The 21,444-nt window shown below is 43.0% G+C and carries 12 protein-coding genes; 8 read left to right on the top strand and 4 right to left on the bottom strand.

Annotation, left to right across the window (positions count from 1 at the left end; translation table 11 throughout):
- Positions 1-5: 5 nt before the first annotated feature.
- The 3 genes from LA313_RS06375 to LA313_RS06365 are packed head-to-tail and all read right to left on the bottom strand — an operon-like array spanning position 6 to position 4,372.
- The gene (locus LA313_RS06375) at positions 6-1,685 is read right to left on the bottom strand and encodes a S8 family serine peptidase (protein WP_228913844.1); all 1,680 of its coding nucleotides are present in this window, start codon (positions 1,683-1,685) and stop codon (positions 6-8) included.
- A 10-nt stretch (positions 1,686-1,695) separates the two neighbouring features.
- Positions 1,696-2,553, bottom strand: a complete 858-nt coding sequence (locus LA313_RS06370; protein ID WP_228913843.1) for an MBL fold metallo-hydrolase — start codon at positions 2,551-2,553, stop codon at positions 1,696-1,698.
- Between the two features lie 34 nt (positions 2,554-2,587).
- Entirely contained in the window at positions 2,588-4,372 is a 1,785-nt protein-coding gene (locus tag LA313_RS06365; RefSeq protein WP_228913842.1) for a monovalent cation:proton antiporter family protein, read from the bottom strand.
- A 181-nt stretch (positions 4,373-4,553) separates the two neighbouring features.
- Here LA313_RS06365 and LA313_RS06360 point away from each other — a divergent pair, with 181 nt between their 5' ends.
- Both LA313_RS06360 and LA313_RS06355 read left to right on the top strand, forming a co-directional pair.
- Positions 4,554-6,581, top strand: a complete 2,028-nt coding sequence (locus tag LA313_RS06360; RefSeq protein ID WP_228913841.1) for a cation:proton antiporter — start codon at positions 4,554-4,556, stop codon at positions 6,579-6,581.
- Positions 6,582-6,679: 98 nt separating this feature from the next.
- Positions 6,680-8,560 (top strand): cation:proton antiporter, encoded by a 1,881-nt coding sequence (locus LA313_RS06355; protein WP_228913840.1) that lies wholly within the window; start codon positions 6,680-6,682, stop codon positions 8,558-8,560.
- A gap of 57 nt (positions 8,561-8,617) precedes the next feature.
- Here the strand turns inward: LA313_RS06355 and lepA are convergent, their stop codons facing one another.
- Entirely contained in the window at positions 8,618-10,414 is a 1,797-nt protein-coding gene (gene lepA / locus LA313_RS06350; RefSeq protein ID WP_228913839.1) for a translation elongation factor 4, read from the bottom strand.
- 241 nt (positions 10,415-10,655) lie between these two features.
- Here lepA and LA313_RS06345 point away from each other — a divergent pair, with 241 nt between their 5' ends.
- From LA313_RS06345 to LA313_RS06320, 6 genes are all read left to right on the top strand, one after another.
- Entirely contained in the window at positions 10,656-11,921 is a 1,266-nt protein-coding gene (locus LA313_RS06345) for a sugar MFS transporter (RefSeq protein ID WP_228913838.1), read from the top strand.
- A gap of 3 nt (positions 11,922-11,924) precedes the next feature.
- Positions 11,925-12,749, top strand: a complete 825-nt coding sequence (murQ, locus tag LA313_RS06340; protein WP_228913837.1) for an N-acetylmuramic acid 6-phosphate etherase — start codon at positions 11,925-11,927, stop codon at positions 12,747-12,749.
- Between the two features lie 75 nt (positions 12,750-12,824).
- Positions 12,825-14,477: a glycoside hydrolase family 10 protein gene (locus LA313_RS06335; RefSeq protein WP_228913836.1), complete on the top strand. Its 1,653-nt coding sequence runs from the start codon at positions 12,825-12,827 to the stop codon at positions 14,475-14,477.
- A 60-nt stretch (positions 14,478-14,537) separates the two neighbouring features.
- The gene (locus LA313_RS06330; protein WP_228913835.1) at positions 14,538-15,761 is read left to right on the top strand and encodes a C40 family peptidase; all 1,224 of its coding nucleotides are present in this window, start codon (positions 14,538-14,540) and stop codon (positions 15,759-15,761) included.
- A gap of 11 nt (positions 15,762-15,772) precedes the next feature.
- Positions 15,773-18,724 carry a glycoside hydrolase family 3 N-terminal domain-containing protein gene (locus LA313_RS06325; protein WP_228913834.1) on the top strand — a complete coding sequence of 984 codons (2,952 nt, stop codon included), beginning with the start codon at positions 15,773-15,775 and terminating at the stop codon, positions 18,722-18,724.
- Positions 18,725-18,898: 174 nt separating this feature from the next.
- Positions 18,899-21,313, top strand: a complete 2,415-nt coding sequence (locus LA313_RS06320; protein WP_228913833.1) for an outer membrane beta-barrel protein — start codon at positions 18,899-18,901, stop codon at positions 21,311-21,313.
- Positions 21,314-21,444 lie beyond the last annotated feature (131 nt).

The following is a 21,444-nucleotide window of genomic DNA, read 5'->3' as shown; positions in this document are numbered from 1 at the left end:
TTTTTTTATTTAGACATTTTATCGGCCAGGATCATAGCGTTGTATAGGTTTACCATTTTTCCTGAAGTTGATAATTCACTGAATTTTCTTGTATTTGAAGGATCCCCTCCAATAATAACAGTTGCACTGCTGGTAAGTCCACTATTCATGATCACCTGTTTTACCTGGTCATCTGAAAGATTAGGGAAGTACGAACGTATCATAGCTGCAACTCCTGCAACAGCCGGTGCTGCCATAGATGTACCTTGCAGGTATTCGTATTCGTTGTTTGGAGTAGTAGACCAGATCTTGGTTCCAGGTGCAAACACATCAACATTTGTTTTTCCATAGTTGGAGAAACCTGCTACCAACCCGGAACCATATTGGTAATTAAGAGCTCCTACCGTTAGGAAGTTGTCTGAGATCTCACCTGTGTTCTCAGGATCCTGATCATTTGGATAAACGGCAGTGGTATCCAGATTAAGACCTTCGTTACCAGCTGCGTTAACGATCAAAACGTCATTTTTATCTGCATATTTAATCGCATCTCTTACCCATTCAGGATGAGTGGAGAAATATTTACCAAAACTGGTATTAATAATGCTTGCTCCATTATCTACTGCATAACGAATGGCAAGTGCGATATCCTTGTCGTACTCATCACCATCGGGCACTGCTCTAAGTACCATGATCTCAACATTGTTGGCAACTCCGTCAATACCGGTATTGTTTCCTCTTTCTGCAGCAATAATACCTGCAACATGGGTACCATGTTTGATGTCTTCCTTATCTGGAGTTGGACCCATAACATTCGCATTTCCATAGTCGGTATCTGTTATGTCATCCACATCATCGCCCACTACTGCCCTGCCATCAAGGTCAAGATTGAAATGTGAGGAAAGACGACCGTCAAAATATTCTATTGCTTCCTGCAACTTTACCATAGCCTCTGGAATAGTGCCTTCAACATTGGTCATCACCTGGCTAAGGAAACCTTTGTACTGTTGCATTTCCTCTGTGCTTGCAGACATATCCTTTAATTCCTCAAGGGTATAATCTTCCTTCCCAAGTTCTGTGGAAACCGCATTATGTGCAACGTTTAACTGCTGTACAATACCTTCATATTGATTTTTCATACCCAGAACCTCGTTATACTCTTTGTCATACTCCGCCTTTGCACGTTGATAGAGTTCAAATTCTTCACGGTTTTCGGGTTTTACCGCACCGGCAGGTATGCTGCTGTATTTTGGTTTTAGTTTTTTGTAGATCCTGGTGTATTCAAGATTTTCTTCAACTGCATCTCCTAAGAAATTCCAGCCGTGCATGTCATCAACATAACCATTATTGTCATCATCACGGTTATTGTTGGGCTTTTCATCCCTGTTGGTCCATATCACGCCATCAAGATCTTCGTGCTCAATGTCAACACCGCTGTCGATAACGGCTACGATAACTTTTTTTCCTTTATTATTCTTGATGATCTGGTTGTAAGCTTTTTGAACACTCATTCCAGGAATTGTATCTGAAACAAGGTCGGCGCCTCCCCAGCCTTTAAGCTGTACTTCGGTAAGTTCACTTACTTTTAGGGGTGCCTCATCAATATTTTCAATTGGTGTAGAGACAATCGCGGGAGCCGAACTTCCGCAGGATGCCAATACAGCAGCCATTCCGGCTACCAACATGGGCTTGTAAATAGGGATCTTCATAATTTTTTTATTAAAAAATTTCATTAAATTTATAAACTTCGTTTAATCTCACTCCTTTTTCTGTTTCCTTTACCTGTATTACTTTGTTATGTGCATCGTGTTCCAGGAAAAGATAAAAATCTTCTTTGGCAGCCTTTTCCAGGAATGTCTGCTTTTCGGGTAATGTAAGTAAAGGCCTGGTATCATATCCCATTACAAAAGGCAAAGGAATATGTCCCGCGGTGGGCAAAAGATCGGCCATAAAAACAAGGGTTTTCCCTTTATATTTTATGTGAGGGATCATTTGCTTATCTGTATGACCATCTACAAAAAGAATTCCAAAATCAAGTTCGGAGGAATCCTGATAGGCTCCACCATGTCTTTTGATGAATTTAAGCTGCCCGCTTTCCTGCATGGGAAGAATGTTTTCCTTCAGAAAAGATGCTTTTTCTCTGGCATTGGGATTTGTTGCCCAATTCCAGTGCTCTTCATTGCTCCAAAAGGTTGCATTTTTAAATGCAGGTTCATAACCGGTGCGATCTTTATTCCACTGTACGCTTCCGCCGCAATGGTCAAAATGCAGGTGCGTCATGAACACATCGGTGATATCATCTCTTGAAAAGCCGTGTTTCTTTAAAGATTTGTCCAGATTGTCATCTCCCCAGAGGTAATAATAACCAAAGAACTTTTCACTTTGCTTATCTCCCATTCCTGTATCTATGAGTATTAGCCGGTCTCCATCTTCGATAAGCAGGCAGGTGGCGGCAATATCGATCATATTATTCGAATCGGCCGGGTTTGTTTTGTTCCAGATAGACTTTGGAACCACGCCAAACATAGCACCTCCATCCAGTTTAAAATTACCGGCCTCGATAGTATATATTTTCATGAATTTTAGGTGTTTTTTTAATTCCTGAATAAATTCACTGTAAATATATTATTTTTTCACCGGGGCTAATAGTATCGTGAAAGTGAAATGGCCTTTTATGTCCTTCAGGATTAACAATTAAAAAGGGAAGGAAATCTTTTTGCTTTTTCTTTTGCTCCTTTACCCATTGCCGGGTTGACATCTCTTCCTCTATTAAAATTTCCTGCTCCTTAGCATTGCCTGTAGTTAACTTGTAAGTCCAGGGTTCCAGCAGTGTTTTAGTTGCAAACATGGAAGAGGCATCGATCCTGTCCAGCAGGTCTACTCCCGCACCAGATTCCTTTGGATCTACAAGAACGATCTTCTTTGGGATATAAAAAGAATCATTTGCCAGTTGAGCTGCCAGTAGATTGATCTCACTATTTGCTGTGATTGCAATAAAAGTACCTTTATCTATAGCTTTTGCCTGCTCCATGGTTTCTTCCTTTAAAATATTGCCAAAAACAGCATCCAACCCTTCTTCTTTGGCCAGTTCAACCATTTCCCGATTGGAGTCCACCAGGGTTACATCATTTTCTTCCTGCAAATGTTTAGCTATGTGTATTCCCAGGGGATTGGCACCTAAAATGAGAAAACCTTTTCTGGATTCCTGGTGAATAAGCTCTCCCCTGTTTTTAAGCCATCTTGTGGTCCAGGTAAGGAATAATGGGACCGTGAGCGTAGTAAAAATGGCCATGAACACCAGGATAGAAAAAATTTCGGCAGAAATGATTCCCATTTCCAGTCCTATTCCCGCAATAATGATCTCTACAGCACCTCTCCCATTCATTCCGGTTCCTACAGTTATCCCTTCACGCCAGCCAAAGCCACTGGGAAGATAAAACAAAGCGGTCCCACCAATCTTACCTATCATGGCAACCAGGGTGACGGCAATAAGCATCCAAAGATCTGTCTGGAAGATATCCAGGGTCACATTGAAACCAGCAGACACGAAGAAAATCGGAGCGAGAAATCCTATGGAAACGTCATGAAAAATATCATTGATCTCTTTAGAAATTTGCCTGTTAAAAACTCCATCCCTTATGAAAAGACCCGCCATAAAAGCTCCAAGTATGCTATGTAACCCTGCTAATTCTGCCAGTTCGGCAAAACCAAAAACAATAATCAGGATGAGGGTAAAGTGCAGGGTACGATCTTTAATATTTGTTTTGGCCAGGAATCGGCCAAGTAAGGGTAGCAAATAGATACCTGCGAGAGCAGTAAGAATGAAAAAGAGAACAGCTTTTCCTGCCACCCATGTGATTCCTAAAGTATCAATATTCCCGGCATCAACAAAGCTCATCATCCCGGCGAAGATTATAAGCGCAAGGGTGTCACTTATAAGCGCTCCCGCCATGAGTACATAAGCAATTCGTGTGTTGAGCAGCTTAAGGTCTACGAGGATTCGGCTCTTTGTGGCCAGAGAGGTCACTCCAACGGCAATAGCGACAAAGATAGCGGCCATTTGTGTTCCGCCGAAGTAAATGATTGTGTAGTAACCCAGGGCAAAAGGCACAATAAAACCACCAATAGCAGCCAGCAAACCCGGCCAGGAAGCCTTACCTAAATCCCTGAAGTTGATCTCCATTCCAATGTACACCATGAGGAGGATGATCCCCACTTCTGCAAGAACACTTATCATTTCTGAAGTTTCCAGCATCCCCAGGACGGCCGGGCCAAGAATAATTCCAATTACCAACTCTCCTAAAATGGCAGGATAACCCATTCTTTTTGCAGCAGCGCCGCCCACCCAGGCTCCTATCAGAATTATTAGCAAATTTAAAATGTTGAATTCTTCCATAATCAGGTTTTAAGAGCAGGTTCATAAATTTTTAATCTCCGAAAACAAACACGAAAGCGGAGGCATGAAAAAGAAAATAGTTCTGATTTTCTCAAAAATCACTTAAAAATAGCATTTTTACAAACATTTACATTTTTATAGTAATGATATCTGCTATTTTTAAGCCTATAATAATAAATATATGAATGAGTTCCTCGAGTTGTTGAAGCATGAATTTGAACTGCCATTATCGAATCCGGTTCTGGTATTCTCTCTTATTCTGCTTATCATTCTTATCTCGCCCATTGTTTTAAGGCGGTTAAATATCCCCGGGATTATTATTCTCATTGTTTCGGGAATTGTGATTGGTCCTTATGGCGTGGGACTCCTGGAACAGAATTCGGCCATTGATCTCTTTTCCACCATAGGCCTATTGTACATCATGTTTATAGCAGGTCTGGAACTGGACATGAACCAGTTTAAGGCTAACCGCAATAAGAGTTTTCTCTTTGGTTTTTTCACCTTTATCATTCCCCTGGGAATAGGATTTCCCGTGTGTTACTATTTGCTTAATTATGATTTTAATGCAAGTTTTTTGACTGCAAGTATGTTTGCTACCCATACTCTGCTTACATATCCTATCGTGAGCAAGCTAAAGGTTTCAAAAAATGAAGCTGTAGCCATAACTGTTGGAGGAACAATCCTTACAGATACTGCCGTGCTTATTGTACTGGCAGTAATCATGGGGAATCATGAAGGAACATTAAATGCCGCTTTTTGGCAGAGACTGGGAATCTCCCTCGCCATCTTTTCGGCTATTTTGTTCTTCCTGGTACCACGTATTGCAAAATGGTTTTTCACCAGTATGGAAAATGAAAAGCACTCCCATTATATCTTTGTGCTAACAGTGGTTTTTATAGCTGCATTCCTTGCAGAACTTGCCGGGGTGGAGCCAATCATCGGAGCTTTCCTTGCAGGTCTTGCCCTGAATCGGCTTATTCCGCATTCTTCAGCTTTGATGAACAGGATCGAGTTTATTGGCAATGCCCTGTTCATTCCGTTTTTCCTTATTAGTGTGGGAATGCTGGTAGACATAAGTGTGATCTTTAGTGGACCCACAGCCTTGATCGTAGCTGGAACGCTAAGCTTCGTGGCTATTTTAGGAAAGTGGCTGGCCTCTTTTTTCACCCAGATATCCTTTAAGTATTCTGCGGCGCAGAGAAAGGTGATCTTTGGACTTAGTAGTGGTCATGCGGCAGCTACTCTGGCAGTAATTATTGTAGGTTTTAATGCGGGGATCATTGATGAAAATATCCTTAATGGTACCATTATTCTTATCCTTGTAACCTCTATTGTAGCTACTTTGGCAACGCAACGTGCGGCCACTAAATTAAAGGCTGAAGTTGAAAAGGATCTTACCAGCGAAATCAAAAAAACCGATACTTTTAAAAATGAGACCATCCTGCTACCTATTGCCAATATTCTGAATTTTGACAAGTTGCTGGAATTTGCTATTCTTATCAAGGATAAGACCTCTCCCAATCCTATTTCCATACTTTCTGTAGTTCCCAATAATGCTGAAGCTGAAGCCAATATTGCCCGTGCCACTGGAAAACTTGAAGATTTCGTTTCACAGGCATCAGCTGCCGAGGCCGAAGTAACTATCCAGGCTACCATTGATCATAATGTTGCGCAGGGAATTGCCCGTAAAGCCAGGGAAATAGTTGCCGATCTTGTCATTTTTGGATGGCCTTCAGACAAAGGGCTCATGGATAAGCTTATTGGAAAAAAGATGGAACGAATTATTGAGGCCAACAGTAAGACTTCTTTCATTACCTACTTTAACAGGCCGCTGGCTACTCATAAACGACTGTTTCTGGCTGTTCCCGCACTTGCCGAAGAGGAAGCAGGCTTTTCTTTGTGGGTCCAAAAAATTGAAGTGCTTTCCAAAGAACTTAGTGTTCCCGTGGTGATCAATTGTAATGAGGCTTCAAAAAAGGCACTTTCTGAAGAGTTTAAAAAGATGAAGAGCGATTCGCCGGTGACTTATAAGATGTTTAGAGACTGGAATGATTTCCTCATCCTTGGCAGGGATATGCAGGAGGAGGACATTGTAATACTTATTACAGCTAGAAAGGGCACTAAATCCTTTCAGAATGTACTCGCGGGAATTCCTGCAAAACTCGAAAAATATTTCTTTGATAAAAGCCGCATCATCGTTTATCCCTAAATTTTCTGAAGAAATCAGGGGGAGGATGCTTAGAAGTTCTGCTGTTAAAACATAAACAGTTAACTTTATGGCCAATTTTATTTGGTTAAATAGATCATATGTTAGAACTGGCAGGCTTAGTTATCCTGGGAATACTGGCGCAGTGGGTTGCGTGGAAAACAAAAACTCCCGCAATTCTCCCGCTTATACTTATCGGGCTTTTTGTTGGCCCAATATCCACTTTACTTTCCGAAGACGGAACCAAATGGCTGGAACCCATCTGGAATGGAGAGGAAGGGGTTTTTCCCGGGGAAAGTTTATTTTATTTCGTTTCCCTGGCTATTGCAGTCATACTTTTCGAGGGAGGATTAACCTTAAGAAGGGGTGAGGTAGGAAATATTGGTCCCGTAATTGTCAAATTGATTAGTGTAGGGGTGGTGGTCACCTTTTTTGGCGCAGGTCTGGCAGCACACTTTATTTATGGATTTTCCTGGCAGATATCCTTTCTTTTTTCCTCCCTTATCATAGTCACAGGTCCCACCGTTATTGCACCTATTCTTCGGAATATTCCGCTGAAGACCCACGTCTCTTCCATTCTTAAATGGGAAGGGATTTTAATAGATCCTATTGGTGCTCTTATTGCAGTATTGATGTATGAGTTCATTCGTGTGGAAGGTGGGCAGGATTTTACCATGACGGCATTGACTGAATTTGGGAAGATCATCCTTTTTGGTTTTACCTTTGGTTTCACTTTCGCACACATCCTTGCTTTATTAATTAAACGGAATATTATCCCCCACTACTTACTGAATGTTTTTACCCTTGCAACCGTCCTGGGAGTTTTCGTATTGGCAGACATGTTTGCTCATGAAAGCGGACTTTTGGCAGTTGTAGTAATGGGAATGGTAATGGGTAACAAAGACCTTCCCAACATTAAAGAATTACTCTACTTCAAGGAGTCCCTGAGTGTTCTGCTTATATCGATCCTCTTCATTCTGCTGGCAGCCAACATAGAAATAGCAGAACTTCAGTTAATTTTCAACTGGAAAGCGGCTATGCTTTTTGGAGTAATAATACTTGTTGTAAGGCCAATTGGGGTAATTCTGAGCTCCCTTGGTTCCAATCTCAAAGCCAGTGAGATCGCGTTTATAAGCTGGGTTGGTCCCCGCGGGATTGTGGCCGCCGGTATTGCTTCGCTTTTTGGGCTTAAGCTCGCACGGGAAGGGGTGCCAGGGGCAGAATATATCACACCATTAGTGTTTATGATGGTATTACTTACTGTTCTGTTAAATGCTACTACTGCCAGGGTCTTCGCCAAAGTCGTTGGGGTATTTGTAAAAGATGCTGAAGGAATTCTCATTATTGGAGCATCTTCGGTCTCCCGACTTATAGGAAAGTACCTGCAGGACAATAAACGGCATGTGGTGCTCATGGATAATAATGGAGACAATGTGATGAAAGCAAAAGACCTTGGCCTTGATGCTATTGCGGGCAGTGTGTATGAAGATGATCTCTTCAACAATATTGAATTAAATGATGTGGGTTACTTAATGGCCATGACCGGGAACAGCGACATTAATAAAACCGCCATTAGAAAATTCACCAGCCAGTATGGAGAGAAAGGTTCATTTAGGCTCATTTCTTCCGATGAAATGAATGACCCAGAAACCAATCCTTCCGAAGGTCTATTCTCTCACACAGATGACTATATTAAGCTTACCGAGGTCGCAAGAAGTTTCCCTACAATTCATGAGGTGGAGCTTAACAGCAGGGCGCATTATGAAGGCTTACTGGAAATTTCCAAGACCGATCCTGATATTATTCCCCTTTTCGTAAAAAAAGATACCGGAGAACTTAAAATTATACCTTCTCACAGTGCCGAGGTAGAGATTAACAGCGGTTATCAACTGGTCTATCTTGGTAAAAAGATTCAGAAGGAAGAGGAAGAAAAGGAGGAGAATTATAAAGAAACGGTAGAACAAAATCCAGAAGAGAAATAAAAAAAACCGGGAATTTTAGTTCCCGGTTTTTTTATCTATAAAAATCTTGAATTTACTTTAATCGTTCAGCTTTAAAACGGCCATAAATGCTTCCTGGGGGATCTCTACGTTTCCAACCTGGCGCATTCTCTTCTTACCTTTTTTCTGCTTTTCAAGAAGCTTTCTCTTACGTGAAATATCTCCCCCGTAACATTTTGCTGTTACATCTTTACGCAGAGCTTTTACGGTTTCACGGGCAATGATTTTCGCTCCAATGGCAGCCTGGATAGGAATGTCGAATTGTTGTCTCGGGATGAGTTGCCTTAGCTTTTCACACATCTTCTTTCCTATATCATAGGCATTGTCCACGTGCAACAGCGCAGAAAGGGCGTCCACCACGTTTCCGTTAAGCAGCACGTCTACTTTTACAAGCTTGGATGCACGCATTCCAATAGGTGAGTAGTCAAAGGATGCATATCCTTTAGAAACGGTCTTCAGCCTATCGTAGAAGTCAAAAACGATCTCTGCAAGCGGCATGTCAAAAGACAATTCCACACGATCTGTAGTTAGGTAGGTTTGGTTCGTGATCTGTCCGCGTTTTTCGATACAAAGAGACATCACCGGACCTACAAAGTCCGCTTTCGTGATGATCGTTGCTTTAATATAGGGTTCTTCAACTCTGTCGAGGCTGGATGGCTCCGGCAGGTCTGAAGGGTTATTTACCAGGATCACCTGGTCTTTATTTTTATGCGTATAGGCGTGGTAGGATACGTTAGGAACCGTAGTAATTACGGTCATATCGAATTCTCTTTCCAAACGTTCCTGGATGATCTCTAAGTGTAGCATTCCCAGGAAGCCACAACGAAAGCCAAAGCCCAGAGCTGCAGAACTTTCAGGAACGAAGACCAGCGAAGCATCGTTAAGCTGCAACTTTTCCATCGAAGCACGGAGGTCCTCATAATCTTCGGTATCTACGGGATAAATTCCGGCGAAAACCATTGGTTTTACGTCCTCAAATCCCGGTACTGCTTCAGTTGTAGGGTTTTTGGCATCGGTGATAGTATCTCCCACTTTTACTTCCTTGGCTTCTTTAATTCCTGTGATGAGGTAACCCACATCTCCGGTCTTAATTTCCTGCCTCGGGAATTGTTTCAGCCTTAAGGTGCCAACTTCATCGGCAAAGTAATTTTTATCTGTAGCAACGAACTTGATGTTCTGGCCCTTTTTAATAGAACCATTGATCACTCTAAAATAAGTTTCCACTCCGCGGAAAGGGTTGTAAACAGAATCGAAGATCAAAGCTCTTAAAGGTGCGTCAACTTTCCCTGTTGGCGGCGGAATTCCTTCAATAATGGCAGCGAGGATTTCCTCGATTCCCAAACCTGTCTTGGCACTCGCCGGAATAACGTCTGAAGCGTCGCAACCTAAAAGATCTACGATGTCATCTGTTACTTCTTCGGGATTTGCACTTGGCAGATCCACCTTGTTCAAAACGGGAATGATCTCAAGATCATTCTCCAGTGCAAGGTATAAATTGGAAATAGTCTGCGCCTGTATGCTCTGTGCCGCATCAACAACGAGCAAAGCTCCTTCACATGCAGCAATGGATCGGGACACCTCATAAGAAAAATCCACGTGTCCCGGCGTGTCAATAAGGTTCAGAATATATTGCTCCCCCTTGTAGGTGTAATCCATCTGGATTGCATGGCTCTTGATGGTGATACCTCTTTCCCGCTCCAAATCCATACTGTCCAGCAGCTGTTCCTGCTTCTCACGATCGGTCACAGATCCTGTGGCGTCCAGTAACCTGTCGGCCAGGGTGCTTTTTCCGTGGTCAATATGGGCAATGATGCAAAAATTCCGAATGTTCTTCATGTGTCTGTTTCAGGCTTAAATTTCCTTCTCAATTAAAGGCTACAAATATAGTCTTTTTTAAAGGCCTCTAAAGAAAACTTCAATTTCCATGTAAAGTGTCAAAAATAGGTTTTACAGCCTAATCTTCAGCACCTTCCAAAATTTACAGAACTCTTATTTTATTCTTTCTTCATTTAAGCTTTATTTAAGAATTGTATATCTTGGTGGCTTCAATTTAAACCTCGATCCTTTCCCCCGGCATATGGAAAAAACTTCTACCACCTCTGGCACTAACAAATCAATTTTCATCATTGGTGCCCTATTCTTTATTTTCGGGTTTGTGACCTGGCTCAATTCGGTATTGATCCCATACCTTAAAATAGCCTGTGAGCTCAATAACTTCCAGTCCTATTTTGTAGTTACGGCTTTTTACATTTCATATCTGGTCATGGCGTTACCTTCTGCCTGGGTGTTGCAAAAGACCGGCTATAAAAAAGGAATGTCTCTCGGCCTATTAGTAATGGCAGTAGGAGCGGTGATATTTATACCCGCAGCTTATTCCCGAACCTATGAACTTTTCCTACTTGGGCTGTTTGTGCAGGGAACCGGACTCGCTCTTTTACAGACTGCTGCCAATCCTTATGTGGTGGTGCTGGGACCTTTGGAAAGTGCTGCGAAACGAATAAGCATAATGGGAATCTGTAATAAAGTAGCAGGAGTGCTGGCTCCAATAGTCCTGGGAGCGATCCTTTTTAGTTCTTCCGATAATCTAACTGAAACCATTGAAGCTTTGACCGGAGCGGAAAAAACTGCCGCACTTGATGCTTTAGCCGAAAGGGTTGTCAATCCATACCTGGTGATGATGGGAGTACTTATTTTACTGGCTGTGTTGGTCTATTATTCTTCCCTGCCCGAGGTTGATGCCGACGCCGAAGATGAGGAAGTAGCAAAATCAAACCTCACCAAAAACAGCATTTTTCAGTTCCCACATGTTTTTCTGGGGACACTGGCATTGTTCCTTTACGTTGGGGTGGAAGTGATCGCAGGGGACACAATTATAAATTATGCGAATGAAGCTCACGGTATTCCGCTGGTGGACGCTAAATTTTTCGCGAGCTTCACCCTTGGAGCCATGATCGTGGGATATGTTGTCGGGATCTTTGCAATTCCAAAGTACATTAGTCAGGAGAACGCTTTAAAAATTTCCGCCATCCTGGGAATTGTTTTTGGAGTGGTAGCCATTTTCAGTCCGGGGATAATTTCGGTTTCCGCGATTGCCCTTCTCGGTATTGCTAACGCCTTGGTTTGGCCGGCTATCTGGCCCATGGCACTGGCAGGACTGGGCCGTTTTACTAAAGTTGGTTCTTCATTTTTAATCATGGCCATTGCCGGGGGAGCGGTTATCCCGCCGATCTACGGCTTACTGGCCGATTCCTGGGATCCACAGCAGGCTTACTGGATACTTATTCCCTGCTACCTTTACATACTATTTTTTGCAACCAAAGGTTATAAGATCAAATCTTTATAAAAAATGAGCACACGTACTACAGAACAGGCTTCCAATTATGACCATCTTGAAAAGATGTCTACGGAAGAAATTCTGAAAAATATAAACAACGAAGATAAAAAAGTACCACTGGCGGTAGAGAAAGCTATCCCGCAGATAGAGCAACTGGTTGAGAAAATTGTAGATAAGATCTCAAACCACAAGGGCCGTCTATTTTATATTGGTGCCGGCACCAGTGGCAGGCTGGGAGTTCTTGATGCTTCCGAATGTCCTCCCACTTTTGGGGTTTCTCACAATGTGGTGATCGGTTTGATCGCGGGGGGAGACGGCGCTTTAAGAAAAGCTGTTGAAAATGCCGAAGATGATACCGAGCAGGCATGGAAAGACCTGCAGGAATTCAGCATCTCCAAAAATGACGTTTTGGTGGGGATCGCAGCTTCGGGCACCACGCCCTACGTGATTGGAGGCATTAAAGAAGCTCGGGAGAATGGACTTATCACTGCCTGCGTCACAAACAATGCCGGTTCTCCACTGAGTGAGGCTTCAGAATTTCCCATTGAAGTTGTAGTAGGGCCCGAATTTGTTACCGGCAGTACCCGCATGAAATCGGGAACTGCTCAAAAGCTTGTGCTCAACATGATTTCCACGGCGGTGATGATAAAGCTCGGCCGCATAAAAGGAAACAAAATGGTTGACATGCAGCTTTCCAACAAAAAACTTGTGAGCAGGGGAGAGCTCATGTTGATGGAAGAGTTGGGTATTACAGAACATCTCGCGAAAACTTTGCTTGAAGAGCATAAAAGTGTGCGAAAGGTCCTGGAGATCTTTAAAAATAATCCTGAAAAATAACATTTTACAATACACTAATTTTACCGGTTTAAAGGTTATATAACCTGAAATAACTTAACCTGTTTAAAAAGATCTATGCTGAAGAAAAAGTTTTTCATTACCGGCCTTTTAGCCTTTACCCTTGGATTAAGTGGATGCTCCAGCTCCAAGTCTGTTGTTCGCGACAAAAAACCTGCTTCGGAAAAAGTGATGAAAATACCCGCCGAAACGGCCGAAGATGTACCTGTGGTCACTCGCGAAGAGATTGTCGAAGAACTTCCGGTCAAACCTGAAGCTGCCAAGGAAACACCTGCAGAAAAAGCCTTCCGCAGCTCTCCTTTTGTGATGCGGGAATTCCGTGCGGCATGGATCGCTACTGTGGCCAATATTAACTGGCCCAGCAAATCTGGCCTTTCTACCGCCGAGCAGCAAAAAGAAGCCATAGCCCTTCTAGATTTTTTAAAAGATCACAACTATAACGCCGTGATCTTTCAGGCGAGACCTCAGGCCGATGCGCTTTACGAAAGTCAAATGGAACCCTGGTCTTTCTTCCTCACCGGAATGCAGGGGCAGGCACCGGAGCCTTTTTACGATCCGCTACAATTCTGGCTCGATGCCGCTCATGAACGGGGGCTGGAATTTCACGTGTGGCTCAATCCTTACCGTGCCCATCATTCCACCGGCGGTAAAGTGACCGAAGCTTCCGCAGTAAAAAAATATCCCTCTTTCATGGTCGAACTAAAGAATGGGATGTGGTGGATGGATCCTGCGAAAAAAGCCACTCAGGACCATACCTCAAAAGTAGTTATGGATATCGTGAAGCGCTATGATATCGATGGGATTCACTTTGATGATTATTTCTACCCGTATGCTTCTTACAACAAAGGAGAAGATTTTCCCGATGCTGCAAACTACGCCGCATATCAAACCAACGGCGGAAAGCTCTCCAAACCCGACTGGCGCCGGGAGAACGTGAACAACTTTGTAGAAAGGATCTACAAGGAAATTAAAGCTGAAAAGCCGGAAGTAAAATTTGGAATAAGTCCCTTCGGGATCTACCGTCCGGGATATCCTAAAACAATTACCGGAATGGACCAGTATAGCGAACTGTACGCCGATGCCCGGCTGTGGCTTAATGAAGGCTGGATAGATTATTATTCCCCACAGCTCTACTGGAAAATAAGTCAGACGGGGCAGAGCTTCCCGGTGTTACTGGGCTGGTGGGAAAATGAAAACCACCACAACAGGCATTTATGGCCCGGAATAAACATTGATTTTGGTGGTGATGATCCAAATCTTATCGAAACCGTAAGCCAGATCATGATCACCCGCGGAATGCTGCCCGAAAGTAAAGGTAGTATTCACTGGAGCATAGGTCCGCTTTTGAAATACCCTAACCTTTCTGCCGGCATTCTTGACAACGCTTACAGGAAAAAAGCCCTTGTTCCTGCTTCCCCATGGATGAATGATGAAGCGCCTGCGATACCAAAAGTTGCCATAGTCACGAACGGAAATCAGGTAACTGTAGACTGGGAACATCCTTCAGAAAAGAAGGTGTTTAAATGGGTGGTGCATTATATGTTCAACGGAAAGTGGGACTACAAGATCCTCAACAAAAATGAAAGGTCTTTACTATTGCCAAAGTCGGTTAACGGGCATCAGCTTTCTAAAGTGGGAGTGACGGCTGTAGACAGGACGGGGAACCAAAGCGAGTTTGTAGAGAAGAAAGTAATAACTACTTTGCCCTAACTTTTACTAAAAATCACTATTTTCCAGATTGTGGAATATCATTAAAATAAAGCCTTAAAAATGACATTTTTGAACCGATATATTTTTGCTTTTTCACTGGCAACTTTTCTCATTTCCTGCAATGATGCAAAACAGGAGCCAATTACTGCGGAAGAAAATCCTACAGATGTTTACATAAATGAAGTGCAGGAAGAATATGTACCCGACAGGCGGGTAGCGAGATTTGACGTGACAGGGGAGGAGTACAAAGGGAAGTTTGTGCTTCGCGGGGAAACAACAAATCCTGAAGCCCTTTCCAGCCTGAAACAAAAACTTGATTCTGCGCGTATTGAATACGTGGACAGCATTCAGGTTTATCCTGCGAAGGATCTTGAAGGGAAAACCAATGCGCTGGTAAGGATCTCGGTGGCCAATATTAGGTCCAATCCTCAACATTCGGCAGAACTGGCAACTCAGGCTACCCTGGGAACTCCGCTAAAGGTTTTGAAAAAAGAAGGGGAGTGGTACCTGGTACAAACTCCCGATAAATATCTTGCGTGGGTTGATCACGGCGGCGTTACATTATATTCAGATGAAGAACTGGAAGAATGGAAAGCTTCAGAAAAAGTGATCTTCACAGAGCCTTTTGGGCAGGTGAATGAAAAAGCTTCAGAAAATTCAGGAACGGTCTCCGATGCGGTGGCAGGAAATATTTTTAAGTTAAAAGGTGTCAAAAATGGCTTTTTTGAAGTAGAATATCCCGATGCCCGTACCGGCTTTGTCAAAACATCTGAAGCTGAAAATTATTCAGATTGGCTTAATAACCTCGAAGCTTCCGAAGAGAATTTAGTGGAAACTTCAAAAAAATTGATGGGTCTTCCATACCTGTGGGGCGGAACTTCGGCAAAAGGAGTTGACTGCAGCGGCTATACAAAAACGGTCTTCTTCATGAACGGAATGATCATTCCACGGGATGCTTCCCAGCAGGTTCATGCGGGAGAACTTATAGATGAGGAGAAAAACTTTGAGAAGCTTCAAAAGGGAGATCTGCTATTTTTTGGCACTCCCGCAACCGACACTTCAAAAGAGAAAGTGGTGCATGTTGGTATGTGGATAGGTGATGGTCAATTCATTCATTCTTCGGGTCGTGTTCACGTGAGCAGTATGAATTCTGAAGCTTCCAATTTTGACGAGTTTAATTACAACCGTTACCTGCGCACTAAGAGATATCTTGACCAGGAAGACCCGAAACTTGTAAGATTGAAAGAAAGCGAGCTGTTTACTGCATCCCCTTCGCAGGGATAAATAATTGCCCCATGAAAGAGATTAAATTTTTGCCCTTTTTGACCCTGCTGTTCTTTGCTGCTTTTCAGGCTTCAGCACAAACAGTATCCCCTGAATTCCTACAATACCGTAACAGCGAATGGGTAGATTCAATTATGACCGGGCTTAGCCTTGAAGAGAAGATAGGGCAGTTGATCATGGTGGCTGCTTATTCCAATCGAGGGGAAAAACACAAAAAGGAGATCCTGAAGCTCATCGAAGAGCAAAAGATTGGCGGACTCATCTTCTTCCAGGGCGATGCCGAAAGTCAGGTGGAATTGATGAACGGTTACCAAGAGGCTTCAAAAGTTCCGTTAATAGGTGCCATTGATGCAGAATGGGGCCTTGGTATGAGACTGGACAACACCATTAGCTATCCTTTCCAGATGGCTTTGGGTGCCATCCAGGATAACCAGCTGCTTTATGAAATGGGGAAGGAAATGGCGCGGCAGGTAAGACTTAGTGGATTGCACGTAAACTTCGCGCCGGTGGTGGATGTGAATAATAATCCGGCCAATCCTGTGATCAACTTCAGGAGTTTTGGAGAGGATAAAATAAACGTGTCCACCAAATCTATTGCCTATATGAAAGGCATGCAGGACCACAAGTTATTCACAACAGCCAAACATTTTCCCGGCCATGGCGATACAGACACAGATTCACATTATGCCCTGCCGCAGATCAACCATCCGTTGGCGAGGCTGGATTCTTTAGAACTGTATCCTTTCCGAAGATTGATTGAAGCCGGAGTTGGCGGGGTGATGGTGGCTCATTTGAATATTCCGGCGCTTGATGCTTCGGGTTTGCCTTCTACGCTGTCACGCCCTATCATTACCGAGCTTCTCAAAGAGAGGCTGAATTTCGAGGGGCTTATCGTGACCGATGCCATGAATATGATGGGCGTAACCAAGGGTAATCTTCCCGGAGTGGTGGATAAAGATGCCATTCTCGCCGGGAATGACCTGCTGGAATTTACCGAAGATGTTCCCAAAACTATTGAGGAAGTTAAAAAAGCAGTGGAACTCGGCTTGATCTCTGAAGCCGAAATAGACGATAAAGTACGTAAAGTACTTGCCGTAAAGCAGTGGGTAGGATTGAATGAATATGAGCGGGTAAAAAAGAAAGGGCTGGAGAAAAAACTGAATTCCCCGGCAGCAAAGTACCTGCATGAACAGCTGGTTGAAGCTTCGCTCACGGTACTCAAAAATGACAAAAATAGCATGCCTTTAAAGGAGCTGGATCTGCTTAAGATCGCTTTGGTTTCAATAGGGGCTAAAAAGAGAACAGAATTTCAAAAGTCACTGCGGCTATATACAGAAGTGGAAGATTATCAGCTTCCAATGGATGCAGATGCTTCAGATATTGCGGAATTAAGAAAAGAACTTCAGGATTACAACCTGGTGATCGTTGGGATACATGATGACAGCAGATTTCCGCGCAACAGCATGAAGTTTTCAGATTCGCTTGTAAAATTCATAGCTGAGCTTTCAGGAAATGAGAACACGCTGATAAGCTTTTTTAAAAATCCTTATGTGATCGATAAGCTGAAGAATATTGAGAATGCACCGGCTTTGCTGCTTACCTATCAGGATTCCGAAATGACACAAAAGAAGGCTGCAGAAGTCATTTTTGGAGGGATAGGAGCTACGGGAAAACTTCCGGTAAGTATCGGGGATAAATTTAAAGCAGGGGCAGGGATTGACCTTCAGGAAAGAATACGCCTTAGCTATTCTATGCCCGAAGCTGTTGGAATGAATTCCGAAGTTCTGGAAAAAGGCATTGATTCCCTCATGCAGCAGGCGATGCAATTGAAAGCTACGCCTGGCGGGCAGGTCCTGGTGGCAAAGGATCAAAAAGTGATCTTTTACAAGGCTTACGGCGAACATGTTTATCACGACACTATAACTGTGGAGAAAACAGATCTTTATGACCTTGCTTCGGTCACTAAAATAGCAGCCACAATGCCTGCGATCATGCAGCTGTATGAAGAGGGAAAATTTGGACTAGACCAGACGCTGGCCGACCATTTAAAAGATTTTAGAAGATCGAATAAAAAAGATATTCCTTATAGGGACATTCTGGCGCACCAGGCCGGTTTCCAGCCGTGGATCCCCTTTTGGAAGAAAATGTATCGAAAAAATGGCAGTTTTAGGTGGTGGACAGTTCAGCAGGATTCTTCAAAGAGATATCCTATAAAAATTGCAGATGATATGTACCTGCACCGCAATTACCACAAGAAGATAAGGAAAGCCATAAGGAAATCTGACCTCACGGATAAGAAGGAATATGTGTACTCAGACTTCTTTTTTATTCTCGCGCCCTGGATCGTGCAGAACATCACCGGCGAAAATTTTGACCGGTATTTACAGGAGGAATTCTATGATCCTTTGGGTGCTACCAGCCTTATGTTCAATCCTGCAGAATCATTTTCTACCGCCGATATTGTGCCTACAGAAAATGATTTTTTTTTCAGGAACAAATTGATCCATGGTAATGTGCACGATGAAGGTGCAATATTACTGGGAGGGATCTCCGGTCATGCAGGCCTTTTTTCCAACGCAAATGATCTGGCGAAGCTTTTGCAAATGTTCCTCAATGGTGGGGAATACGGGGGTCGTCGATATTTAGAGGAAGAGACGCTGGCTGAATTTACCCGCACTCAATTTCCTGAAAATGACAACCGCCGGGCGCTGGGTTTCGATAAGCCTAACCTAGAATACAAAGGTGTTAGTAACAATACGGCCAGGGATGCCTCAAAAGAAAGTTTTGGCCACGCCGGCTTTACTGGTACACTAGTCTGGATGGATCTCCAATACAACCTCCTCTATATTTTTCTTTCCAATAGGGTCTATCCTACCCGTGACAATAATCGTCTTTCAAAGCTTAATACCCGCACGCAGGTGCAGCAGGTACTTTATGATGCTCTTAAATCTTCTAAAGATTGATGGAAACAGAGATTTTTTCTTGCCGGTGAACTCTCAAATTCCAGACTGCTGGTAAAAGGTTATTTTTTTTGCAGCTTGTGCAGCAGCAGAGGTTAAAATCTTTTGTTCTTGTAGGAGAAATACTATATTTGTTTGATTTTCTTAATCTTATCAAGCGCTAACCAACTAACCTGCATGATTAAAATATACCGCCTCCCCCAGTTACTGTTCTTATTTTTTTGTTCTTTTTCAGGTTTTTCACAACATTCGGTTGAGGGCCGGGTATTGGATCCTGCCCGCAACCCAGTAGCCTTTGCCAATGTTATTCTCCTCAATTCAGAGGATTCTACCAGCGTGTACAAGGGAGCTGTCTCTTCAGAAAACGGGGAATTTCTATTAAGTAATATCGAGGAAAATGATTACCTGCTCAAAATAAGTTTTGTAGGTTTTCAAGATCTGCTTCGAAAGATCGAGGTATCAAAAGATCGGAAAATGAGCGATCTTTTCTTAAAGGAAGATACAGCGACTCTTAATGAAGTTTCTATAAATTACAGAAATCCTTCAGTAAAAAGAGAAGTTGACAGGCTTGTTTTTAGCGTTGAAAATACCACGCTCTCTACAGGGAACTCATGGGACATTTTAAAGAAGACACCGGGAGTAATCCTTTCAGGAAATTCTTTAATGGTGCGGAATCAGGGCGTACAGGTTTATATCAACGATAGAAAGGTGCAGCTTACGGCTTCAGAATTACAAACACTTCTTGAGAATTATTCCGCAGAAAATATAAAGTCTGTTGAGGTCATTACGACACCACCGGCACGTTATGATGCCGAAGGGGGAGCTATTCTTAATATTATTACCTCAAAAAGTATTGCACCAGGTTATAAAGGAAATATTAATGGGGCATGGACGCAGGCAGTTTATCCAAAATTCCAGGTGGGGACCAGCCACTACTACAAAACGGATAAGTTGAATGTCTTTGGAAATTACACCTATTCTCCCCGGAAGGAATTCAAAGAAGACGAGAGCTATATAAATTTCAGAAATGATGGCGGAGATATTTTTAGTCGGTGGGAAACAGATTTTGAACGTACTACCCGCTCAAACGCCCATAATGCCAATGTTTTGCTGGATTATTACTTCGACGATAATAACATATTTAATTTCTCTTCCAGCCTTACTTATTCTCCAAACAAGACCTTTGACAATGATGTATTCACCAGGGTTTTTGACAGGAACAGTGAAGTGGGGAGCCTAATCACCGATGGCGACCTGGAGGAAGATATTTCCAATGCAGCCTTTGATCTCGAGTATAAACATTTACTGGATAAACCGGGAGCACAAATCACGGCTAGAGCGCATTATACAAGATTCGACCAGGACAGGTATCAGGGCATAAATACTACTATAGTGGATTTTGACGATGCCATTTATGACTATGCCTTTACCACTGAAGCGCAGCAAGAGACAGATATTTTTACAGCCCAGTTGGATTATCTTACTCCTATTGGAAGTGCCAGCTTTGAAAGCGGAGTAAAAGCGTCCATAATTGGGTCTGAAAGCGGGATTAACTACTTTAGAATGGCACTCGATACAGGGGAGTATTATTTTGAGGAGGATCAATCGGACAATTTCCTTTACGACGAAAATATTTATGCAGCCTACTTCTCCCTCGCCAAAGACTGGGAAAGTTGGAGCATTAAAGGTGGGTTAAGAGGAGAATTCACAGATCGTACCGGAGATTCAAGATCAATGGAGCAGATAGACAGCCGGGAATATTTTGGGTTGTTCCCCACATTTTACCTGCAACACAATTTCAACGACAACCACAGTCTTACCTTTGACTATAGCCGAAGGATCCAACGGCCGCGGTATGAAAGCCTGAATCCTTTTAGGTACTACCTCACAGAATTCGATTTTAATTCGGGTAACCCAGATCTAAAAGCTTCTATCAGTAATAATTTCACCCTGAGCTACGCCCTCAAAAATGAGTATTTTTTCGATCTTTATTACAGGGATAGTGGGGAAACTCCCGAGACCCTCAGTTTTCAGGACAATGAGTTGGGCCTCATTCGTAGAGTAAGTGTAAACCTGCTTGACAGTCAATCTTATGGGCTCGATATTACCCATGGACGTTCTATTGCGAACTGGTGGTATACCTATGCTTATGTGTCCATTTTTAATGAAGAACGAACTTTTGCTGCCATTGAAAGTGGGGATGTTCCTGTTACTATTGAATTAGATGGTTTCTACGGAAGTCTTTACAATAACTTTATAATCTCTAAGGACGGCACTTTTACAGGGGAACTGAGTCTTACTTACATCTCCCAATTTCTTACCGGATCTTATATAATGGATCCCATGACCACACTTTCCCTTGGCCTGCGAAAAACCTTGTGGAATAATCGTGCAGAGGTGAGTGTCAATGTGGAAGACCTTCTGGACGAAACCAACACCTGGTTAAGGTCACGGTATCTCAATCAGGATAATGGCTACTTCCCACGGCCCGAAACCCGCTACGTGCGTGTAGGATTTAAATACAACTTTGGAAACTTCAGGCTAAGCGATAATCAGAGAGCTATTGAGGCAGCGGAGAGAGACAGGTTGTAGTTAAGTAGGCAGTGCGCAGCTCTAAGTGGGCAGTTTAATTGTAAAGCACCAATTTACAACAGGACCTTTTGAAGTATCGACTTCCCTCGGGAGGAGGTTTTCCTTTTCAGGTTAAATTCAATTCATCAAAT

Origin of the sequence: Salinimicrobium sediminilitoris (assembly GCF_020866905.1) — a bacterium.
Taxonomy (GTDB): Bacteria; Bacteroidota; Bacteroidia; order Flavobacteriales; family Flavobacteriaceae; genus Salinimicrobium; species Salinimicrobium sediminilitoris.
This window is presented reverse-complemented; position numbering and strand designations above follow the sequence as displayed.